Genomic DNA, 9,211 nt, shown 5'->3' with positions numbered 1-9,211 from the left:
GGCGAGGCCGTTCGGGATTAGGAACCCGGCGGCCTTTAAGGGGGAGGGAAACCCAGCGATGTCGGCCAGCACCATGCCTCAATCGGGCAGTTCAGCGACGGGAGCGGCTGTGCCGCGCACGGCGGTCTATCCCGGCACTTTCGATCCCGTCACCTCCGGGCATATCGATATTATCCGGCGGGCAGCGCGCATTTGCGATACGCTGATTGTTGGCGTCGCTAAGAATGCCGTTAAAGGTCCCTTGTTCTCGCTCACCGAGCGCGTGGCGCTGCTGAGTGCCGAGGTTCTTTTGCTTCCCGAAAGCGCCCGTATTACAGTGGTGCCCTTTGAAGGCTTGCTGATCAATTTTGCCGTGGAGCATAAGGCCGCGCAAATTGTGCGTGGGCTGCGCGCCGTTTCGGATTTCGAGTATGAATTCCAGATGGCGGGGATGAACTCCAAGCTCAATCCCGCCGTCGAAACCGTGTTTCTGATGGCGGCCGATGGGCAGCAGTTCGTCTCGTCGCGGTTTGTGAAGGAAATCGGTCGGCTTGGCGGTGATATTTCCCGCTTCGTCAGCCCGCGCATCGAAGCCGCCCTGCAAAAGCGTTTCGCCGAGCAGCAAGAAGACTAAGGCCCGGCGAGGAGCGCTATAATTACGTCCGTATAGAGGGGGAATCATGCCGCATTATCGTTCCAGAACAACGACGCACGGTCGCAACATGGCAGGGGCGCGCGGCCTTTGGCGCGCGACCGGGATGAAGGATTCCGATTTCGGAAAGCCGATTATCGCCGTCGTCAACTCCTTCACCCAGTTCGTTCCGGGCCATGTTCACCTGAAGGATCTCGGGCAGTTGGTGGCGCGGGAGATTGAAGCCGCGGGCGGTGTTGCCAAGGAATTCAATACGATCGCGGTCGATGATGGCATCGCGATGGGCCACGACGGCATGCTCTATTCGCTGCCCTCGCGCGAACTTATCGCGGATTCGGTTGAATATATGGTCAACGCCCATTGTGCCGATGCGATGGTGTGTATTTCCAACTGCGATAAGATTACGCCGGGCATGTTGATGGCGGCGATGCGCCTCAATATTCCGGTCGTTTTCGTCTCGGGGGGCCCGATGGAAGCGGGCAAGGTGATCATCAACGGCAAAGAAAAGGCCCTTGATCTCGTTGATGCCATGGTGGCGGCCGCCGATAGCCGCATCAGCGACGAGGATGTCCAGGCCATTGAGCGCTCGGCCTGCCCGACGTGCGGTTCCTGCTCGGGCATGTTCACCGCCAATTCGATGAATTGCTTGACCGAAGCCCTTGGCCTGTCGCTGCCGGGCAATGGCTCGACGCTGGCAACCCATGCCGACCGCAAGCGCCTCTTTGTCGAAGCGGGGCATGTGATTGTCGATCTAGCGCGCCGCTATTATGAAGGCGACGATTCGACCGTTCTGCCGCGCAATATCGCAACGTTCGCGGCCTTTGAAAACGCGATGACGCTCGATATTGCGATGGGGGGCTCCACCAACACGGTGCTGCATTTGCTCGCGGCGGCCCATGAGGCTGAGGTGAATTTCACCATGGCCGATATCGACCGGCTGTCGCGCCGGGTGCCGGTGCTCTGCAAGGTCGCGCCCGCTAAGTCCGACGTGCATATGGAAGACGTGCATCGCGCCGGCGGCATTATGGCCATCTTGGGCGAGCTCGACCGTGCTGGGCTGTTGGAGACCAGTGTGCCCACCGTTCACGCCAGCAGCCTCAAGGCGGCGCTGGATCGGTGGGACGTGGTGCGAACCTCCGCCGAGAGCGTGCATGAATTCTTCCGGGCCGCTCCCGGTGGGGTGCCGACCCAGGTGGCCTTCTCGCAAGCGCGCCGCTACACCAGTGTCGATACCGACCGCGCTACCGGCGTGATTCGGGATGCCGAGCATGCCTTTTCAAAGGACGGTGGCATTGCTGTGCTGTACGGCAATCTGGCGGAAGACGGCTGCATCGTAAAAACCGCCGGGGTCGATGCCTCGGTGCTCACCTTCACAGGGCGCGCCCGCTTGTTCGAGAGCCAAGACGACGCGGTAAGCGGTATTCTCAGCGGTCATGTGGTCGCGGGCGACGTGGTGCTGATTCGCTACGAGGGGCCGCGCGGCGGGCCGGGGATGCAGGAAATGCTGTACCCGACCAGCTATCTGAAATCCAAGGGCCTCGATAAGGTTTGCGCGCTCGTGACCGATGGTCGCTTCTCCGGCGGCTCCTCGGGCCTCTCTATCGGCCATGTCTCGCCCGAGGCGGCGGAAGGCGGCTTGATCGGCCTCGTGGAAGAGGGCGACCAAATCGCTATCGATATCCCGAACCGATCGATTCGCTTAGTCGTGGACGATGAAATCCTCGCCCAACGCCGCGAGGCACGGAATGCCCTGGGTTGGGTTCCGGCAAAACCGCGCCCGCGCAAAGTGTCGATGGCCTTGCGGGCCTATGCGGCGATGACGACGAGCGCCTCAAAGGGTGCCGTTCGGAATATCTAATCTTTCTTCAGCTGCGCCGGGGTGATTCACCCTGGCGCAGGCTGGATCCTGAGCCCATTCAGGCAATTAAAAACCCGCCAAGTCTTAGACTTGGCGGGTTTTTTGGCCCAATGGTGAGCTCGTCGGGATTCGAACCCGAGACCCCATGATTAAAAGTCACGTGCTCTACCGGCTGAGCTACGAGCTCCCGTGTTGGGTGGCGCACCATAAGCGGGGGCGGACGGGGGGTCAAGCCTTGGTGTAGAGCGGATGTGTTAGCCCTCCTTAGGGCCTTGCATCCTTAGGACAAGAGCGGAAAATAACGCGGAGTGGCAAAGGCTTATGCGGGGTGAGTCAGCCCCTCCCAAAAGCTTCTTGGAAGAGTATTGCGGCGTTTGGGTGTCCGTGAAACGAATCTTGTGTTTCTCACTCAGCCAGTGTTAGGGTCTGTCGCAGCATAGGTGCCATGCGAAACTAGGATGCCCCGAACGTCCCAATCAGCGCGGTACCTGAGTGCAGTGGTTGGGCTCAATAGTCCTAACCGAACGTCAAAAAAACCTTGGGGAGAAGGACGAATGGAGCGTCGGAAGTTTTTGAAAGCTGCTGGGATTGGGGCTGCCGCGACGACGATTGCGGCGCCGGCAATTGCCCAGAGCAACCCTGAAATCAAGTGGCGTTGTGCGTCGAGCTTCCCGAAGAGCCTCGATACGATTTATGGCGCGGCGGAATATACGGCTAAGCGCGTCGCCGAACTGACCGAAGGCAAGTTCCAGATCCGTGTGTTTGCTGCGGGCGAGTTGGTTCCCGGCCTTCAGGTTCTGGATGCAGTGCAGGCCAATACGGTCGAGTGCGGTCACACGGCCAGCTACTATTATGTCGGTAAAGACCCGACCTTCGCCTTCGATACTGCCATTCCCTTCGGTCTGAATACCCGCCAGCAAATGGCGTGGCAATATCAGGGCGGCGGGCAGGAACTGCTCCGCGAGTTCTTCAAGGGCTATAACACGTATAACATTCCGCTCGGGCATACCGGCGCGCAGATGGGCGGTTGGTTCCGTAAGGAAATCAAGACCGTGCAAGACCTTAACGGTCTCAAAATGCGTATCGGTGGTCTTGCCGGTCAGGTGATCTCGCGGCTCGGCGCGGTGCCGCAGCAAATTCCGGGCGGCGATATTTATCCGGCGCTTGAAAAAGGCACCATCGACGCGGCTGAGTGGGTTGGCCCGTATGATGATGAAAAGCTCGGCTTCTACAAAGTTGCTAAGTACTACTATTATCCGGGTTGGTGGGAAGGCGGCGCGCAGCTGTCGATGCTGGCAAACGAAGCTCAGTTCCAATCCCTGCCGAAGCATTACCAGCAGGCGCTCGAAACTGCTTGCGCCGATGGCAATAACTATATGCTGGCGAAATACGACGCTGCAAACCCGACCGCATTGCGGAAGCTGGTTGGCAACGGCGCAGTCCTGCGTCCGTTCCCGCGCGAAGTGATGGCCGCGTGCTATAAGGCCGCCTTCGAGCTTTATGATGAAGTTGCTGCCAAGAACGAAAAGTTCAAGAAGATCTACGAACCGTGGAAAGCATTCCGCGAAGACCAATACGCTTGGTTCCGCGTTGCCGAAAACACTTACGACAATTTCGTCTATAGTGGCGGCGGTCAGCCCCCAAAGAAATAAGAGATTATTTCTGCTGAAGGAAGAGAAGCGAGGGAGAAATCCCTCGCTTCTTTCTTTTCAGCTCGTTGATCAGGCCCGAACGCGGGCGACGAAGTTTTGCACGGCCGTTTGTAGGAACTCAGCTTGATGTGAGAGATCGCCCGCCACGGTCAACACTTCTGCGGCAGAAGCCCCCGTCGCTTCCGCCGTGGATCGGACGGCGATGATATTGTCCGAGACGAGGCGCGAGCCGTCGGCGGCCTGCTGGACATTGCGGGTGATCTCCCGCGTAGCCGCGCCCTGCTGCTCCACGGCGGCGGCCACGGTTGCGGTAATGTGGCTGATCGACGAAATGATACCGGATACCGATTGAATGGCCTTTACCGAATGGCTGCTCTCGCGCTGGATCGCCCCGATCTGCGCTTGGATATCCTCGGTTGCCTTTGCGGTCTGGCTGGCAAGGGCCTTGACTTCATTGGCGACAACGGCGAAGCCACGGCCGGCGTCCCCGGCGCGCGCAGCTTCAATCGTCGCATTCAGGGCCAGAAGATTGGTCTGTTCGGCAATCGCTTGAATAAGGCGCACCACATCGTCGATTTTGAGGGCCGCCGTTGCCAGCTTTTGCACGCCGGTATCGGTTACGCCCGCCTCATCGACCGCCTGCTGGGCGACCCGGTTGGCTTCGATGACTTGGCGCGCGATTTCTTGGATCGAGGCCGTTAGTTCCTCGGCGGCGCTCGCCACGGTTTGAACATTCTGGCTCCCCTGTTCGGCAGCGTCGGCCACCGTATGGGTTTGGGTGAGGGCTTGCGAGGCTGTGGTGGACAGATGCTGGGCGCTGGCACGCATATGCTGAGCGGCAGTCGATACGCTGGTGACGATTGCGGCGACCGATTCTTCGAACTCATTGGCCATGCTCGCCATCGCCGCCCGTTTTTCTTCTTCCACCCGGCGGTTTTGCGCCTCGGCTTCCTGCTCCATCGCCTGAACCCGCTCGGCATTTTCTTTAAAAACCTGAACGGCGGCGGCCATGCGGCCAACCTCGTCGCGGCGGTCTAGGGCGGGGATTTTGATGTTCAGCGTCCCGTTGGCGAGTTGGGTCATGGCATCCGTCATCAGACGGAGCGGGGGGACGATGCCGCGCTGCGTGGCAATCACGATCAGCACCGTGAGCAGGATCACGCTCATGAGCAGAACGATAAGGGCTTGCCGCAGATCCTGGGCTGATTTGGCGACCCCGTCGGCCTCAAGCTCCACCATTCGGCTTTGCACGGTGACGAACCCGCCGGAGCGTAGCCCCATTGCGTCTTCGCGCCCTTCCAGGCGATCCATCAACTTATCAACGAGGGGCGTTACCTGTGTGTTCAGCAGGAAATCGGCCTGGTTCCAGCCGTCATCCTGGCGCAGGGCGATGAGTTGCGTCGCAATCGGTTCGATTTGCAGCAGAAGCTGTTTCAGCGAGCCCGTGGCCATGCGTTGACCGCCGGTCATTAACTCTTGCTGGGTGTCGAGGTTTTGGATCTGCGTGGTAAAATTTTTCCAAACCCCCTCATATTGGGTTTTGTAAATTTCATCGCCGGTCATCAGGTATGTCTGTAACGAGGCGAGCACCTGAACGGCTTCCCCGCGAATTGTGGCGAGGGTTTCCATTAACGCCTTACGCGCTCCGCCCTCGGGAAGGCGCGCTTCTTCTTCCACAAGCGCCCGCGCCATTTGAATTGTGCGAGCGATCTTAGGTTGCGCTTCTTCTGTGAAGATCGTCATGCCCTTGGCTTCTTCTGGTGTTCCCAGAATAGCGACGACTGCTTTTTGGGCATCTTCGAGCGGATTGAGAGCATTTGTCAGGCGCTCCCAGTCTTGACGCTCTAGATCCGTTAGATGGGCGGAGGCTAATTGTTGGGCAATCACATCCTTATCGGAATGGATGCGGACCCAAGAAGCCTCCCACGCCCGGAGCCGCCCGGGCTCGCGCAGGGCGATATAAGCGCGCAGCCTTTCAAGGCTACCATAAATGGACGCCGCTAGCTTCTGCCCGGCCAAGGCCGACGGCACGCGGCTGCGCACCATTTGATCGACAATAGATCGATCTTCTTCCGTGCGTTGAATGGTGAAAGCCACCATGCCCACGAAAACCAATCCGATCGCGGCAAATCCGGCGATCAATCGCCCCCGGATTCCCATAACTCCCCCACGAGCCATGTGTCCCTCTCTAACTTCCAAGATGGGATCGGCGAAGACCGATGAGGATTTTCCCTCTTCTCAATCTTGCGGCGGACTACAAAACCGCCCCGTCCCATTTGGAGAAATCCCTGTGTTACGGTGTTTGTAACAAGTCGGCATCCAACTTGTCATCGTATCTTCTTCCCTACGGGGGTGAACAAGCAAAAAAGAGACCAAATTTGCTTCAAATCACAGCAATCAGGTGAAAATATTGAATAATGGGTGACGAGCAATATTTAATTTTGCATAAGATTATTAACATTTTATCATTTAAAAAAGCGTGACGGGCGGAGGGCTGGAATGGCCTAGTCTATTTGTCCGCTAGCGGTGCGCCGGTAGCGGCGAAAGTGTCGCCCTCCTTTGATCGGCGCGTGATCTTCGGGGCCGGGACTCATCGGCAGGGTGGCACCCACGCAAAATTTGCAGAGCCGGGCCTTCGGCATGGTTGCCGAGGAATAATAGGGGCGGCTTATCGAGTTTTTAAGAAGAGTGTGGAGACGCACATGTCCTATCGGGATATTCGAGAACAATATATATTAAATGCTTTTACGACACTGGTGACTAAGTTAGAGCAACTATAAAGAGTTGTGTTTGTGATTATAACTATCTCATGTTTGTATGGTTGGGTCCGTCGTTCGGCGGTGCGTGTGTAAAACTTTAGGATATCTGAAGCGATCGCAAAGAGAGTTGTTGTAATGTATCCGTCAACTGTTTTGAATATGTAGTGAAGTTTGGGTCTTTAAGATGATGAATACATATATACTCAGGAGAATTTCTATTGGAATTTCTCTGAATTAGCGCTTTAATTGAATTATAGGCAAAGGAGGCCCGTCATGTACGATCATGCCGAACAGGATTCCGACCCCACGGCAGCGCTGACTGCTCACCAAACGGCCCGGACGGCGGCGGCGATTGCGGCCTGTCTTGTTTCTTTGTCGGAGGAGGCAACCGAGGTTGGTTTGGCATCGCTTGCTGTCTTCATTGGGGCAGCGGCGGATTTCGCCCAGAAGGAGGCCGCCCAGCGGGTCCATTCCGCCCTGCAACCCTATGGTCGGCCCAGCCTAATCTGGTCGGCGCCCGAGCCTGATCAGACTTAAACCGCGAGCGCGTCTAAGGCTTCGGCGAGCGCGAAATACAGATGATACGGCGTGCTGGCCGGAAGAAAGTTGGTCATCGGCTGCAAGTCGGCGCTCAGATGCTCGTGCCAGCGGCCATCGGGCTGCAAGTAGGCCGAAAACAGAAACTCGAGCCGCGTCAGCAGGGGCGCAAGCGTTGCTGCGGATGGGGCGGCTGAATAGGCCGTCGCATAGGTTTTTGCGGCCTCCGATTGCGGCCAGATGCGTTTCGTTGTTTGTAGGGGCACGCTGGCGCGGCTGATTTGATCGTAGGTGCCCCTGCGAACGGTATCGCTTCCTTGGGTTTCCGCCCAATGGGTCAGGTGGTCAGCGAGAGGCAGCAGGCTGGAATCATCCAAGTGGCGGGCGGCGTCGCGCAGCAGCCAGGCCCATTCGAAATGATGCCCTGGCTCCAGAATCGCCCCTTCCGGTCCCGTGGGTTGCCCCGCTACATCGAAAAACTCACCGATCACGCCGGGGTCGGGCGTATAGAGGCGTGTGCGGAACAGGGTAACAATCTCCTGCGCGCCGTTGCGATAGGCGATGTCGCCGCTTACCTCCAGCAATGCCAAGAGGGCTTCGAACAGATGCATATGCGGGTTCTGTACGAGGCCGCGCTTTTCAATTTTCCAATCTGCGGAGGCTTCCGCCGCAAACCATCCTTGGGGCAGGCGCAACTTATCCTGAATTAGCCCCCAGGTTTCAGCCGCTAACGTGAGGGCATCGGTCCGCTGTCGATTGAGGCGGGCATAATGGGCCAGGGCGAAGAGAATAAAGGCATGGGCGTAAAAATCTTTCCGCCCATCCAGCAGGCCGCCGTCCCGGCGCAGGCTGAAGACCCAACCGCCGTGTTGCTTATCTTGAAACCGTTCGGCTAGCGTGGCGAAGGCATAATCCGCCAGGGCATGATGCTCGGGCTGGTCGAAACGATGGGCGGCGGCACTCCACAGATAAAGCTGTCGCGCGCAGACCATCGAGCGCCGTTGATCCGGTCCCGTTGGGGCGAGAGTTGCGGCATCGAGGCGTTCAAAGAAGCCCCACGCCTCCCGGTCGATCCCATGCTGCGCCCACAAAGGAAGATGCGATTCAAGCAGCCAAGCGCGGCAGCGTAAGGCCCAGGCGCTGCGATCCAACGTAACCGACACGATCAATAATCCTCGGGCAGATGCTCGGCTTCCGCCAAATCGCTGAAGCGGGTGGTATTGCCGTCGAAATGCACGACGACGCGGCCAATCGGCCCATGGCGCTGCTTTGCGATAATCACTTCGGCGCGATTATGGTAGCGCTCCATTTCGGCTTTCCAAGCGTCATGCTCGGCGGTGCCTTCGGCGGGCTCTTTGCGGGCGAGGTAATATTCCTCGCGGTAAATGAACATCACCACGTCGGCGTCTTGCTCAATCGAGCCCGATTCGCGCAAGTCCGAGAGTTGGGGACGCTTGTCTTCGCGGTTTTCAACCTGGCGGGAGAGCTGCGACAGCGCAATCACCGGCACGTCGAGTTCCTTGGCGATGGCTTTGAGCCCGCGCGTGATCTCCGAGACTTCCTGCACCCGGTTATCGCTGCTGGATCGATCCGTGCCGCGTAAGAGCTGGAGGTAATCGACGACAATCAAATCGAGATTGGATTGCCGCTTCAACCGCCGTGCCCGCGTGCGGACGGAGGTGATTGAGAGCGCCGGGGTATCGTCGATAAAGAGGTTCAGCCGCTCAAGCTGCTGGCTGGCAATCACCAACCGTTCGAAATCATCCGGCTGCAA

Annotated in this window: 7 protein-coding genes and 1 tRNA gene; 4 read left to right on the top strand and 4 right to left on the bottom strand. The window is 58.3% G+C overall.

Annotated features, from left to right (window positions below; translation table 11 throughout):
* The first annotated feature begins 73 nt into the window (after positions 1–73).
* Together coaD and ilvD are read left to right on the top strand one after the other, a co-directional pair.
* Entirely contained in the window at positions 74–613 is a 540-nt protein-coding gene (gene coaD, locus ACIQ36_RS15290) for a pantetheine-phosphate adenylyltransferase (protein ID WP_395830848.1), read from the top strand.
* Between the two features lie 46 nt (positions 614–659).
* Positions 660–2,489, top strand: a complete 1,830-nt coding sequence (gene ilvD, locus ACIQ36_RS15285; protein ID WP_395830845.1) for a dihydroxy-acid dehydratase — start codon at positions 660–662, stop codon at positions 2,487–2,489.
* Positions 2,490–2,600: 111 nt separating this feature from the next.
* Here ilvD and ACIQ36_RS15280 read toward each other — a convergent pair.
* Positions 2,601–2,676, bottom strand: a tRNA-Lys gene (locus ACIQ36_RS15280).
* 367 nt (positions 2,677–3,043) lie between these two features.
* On the opposite strand from ACIQ36_RS15280, the gene ACIQ36_RS15275 reads away from it, so the two are divergent.
* On the top strand, positions 3,044–4,141 hold the full coding sequence (locus tag ACIQ36_RS15275; RefSeq protein WP_395830842.1) for a TRAP transporter substrate-binding protein: 1,098 nt from the start codon (positions 3,044–3,046) through the stop codon (positions 4,139–4,141).
* A 69-nt stretch (positions 4,142–4,210) separates the two neighbouring features.
* Here ACIQ36_RS15275 and ACIQ36_RS15270 read toward each other — a convergent pair whose 3' ends face one another.
* Positions 4,211–6,319 (bottom strand): methyl-accepting chemotaxis protein, encoded by a 2,109-nt coding sequence (locus tag ACIQ36_RS15270; protein WP_395830839.1) that lies wholly within the window; start codon positions 6,317–6,319, stop codon positions 4,211–4,213.
* 854 nt (positions 6,320–7,173) lie between these two features.
* Here ACIQ36_RS15270 and ACIQ36_RS15265 point away from each other — a divergent pair.
* Entirely contained in the window at positions 7,174–7,437 is a 264-nt protein-coding gene (locus tag ACIQ36_RS15265) for a hypothetical protein (protein WP_395830835.1), read from the top strand.
* Here ACIQ36_RS15265 and ACIQ36_RS15260 read toward each other — a convergent pair.
* Together ACIQ36_RS15260 and ACIQ36_RS15255 are read right to left on the bottom strand one after the other, a co-directional pair.
* Entirely contained in the window at positions 7,434–8,600 is a 1,167-nt protein-coding gene (locus ACIQ36_RS15260; RefSeq protein ID WP_395830832.1) for an AGE family epimerase/isomerase, read from the bottom strand. The genes ACIQ36_RS15265 and ACIQ36_RS15260 overlap by 4 nt on opposite strands.
* A 2-nt stretch (positions 8,601–8,602) precedes the next feature.
* Positions 8,603–9,211 (bottom strand): DnaB-like helicase C-terminal domain-containing protein (locus ACIQ36_RS15255; protein WP_395830829.1); only part of this gene is annotated, 609 nt, incomplete at its 5' end.

The sequence above is a fragment of the Elstera sp. genome, from assembly GCF_044372965.1.
Classification (GTDB): Bacteria; Pseudomonadota; Alphaproteobacteria; order Elsterales; family Elsteraceae; genus Elstera.
The sequence above is the reverse complement of the archived record's forward strand: the minus strand, read 5'-3'. Positions and strand labels throughout refer to the sequence as shown.

What these genes read in the sequence shown, in the direction of transcription:
- coaD (WP_395830848.1), top strand. Translation starts at nt 74, where the DNA reads ATGCCTCAATCGGGCAGTTCAGCGACGGGAGCGGCTGTGCCGCGCACG.
- ilvD (WP_395830845.1), top strand. Translation starts at nt 660, where the DNA reads ATGCCGCATTATCGTTCCAGAACAACGACGCACGGTCGCAACATGGCA.
- ACIQ36_RS15275 (WP_395830842.1), top strand. Translation starts at nt 3,044, where the DNA reads ATGGAGCGTCGGAAGTTTTTGAAAGCTGCTGGGATTGGGGCTGCCGCG.
- ACIQ36_RS15270 (WP_395830839.1), bottom strand. Translation starts at nt 6,319, where the DNA reads ATGGCTCGTGGGGGAGTTATGGGAATCCGGGGGCGATTGATCGCCGGA.
- ACIQ36_RS15265 (WP_395830835.1), top strand. Translation starts at nt 7,174, where the DNA reads ATGTACGATCATGCCGAACAGGATTCCGACCCCACGGCAGCGCTGACT.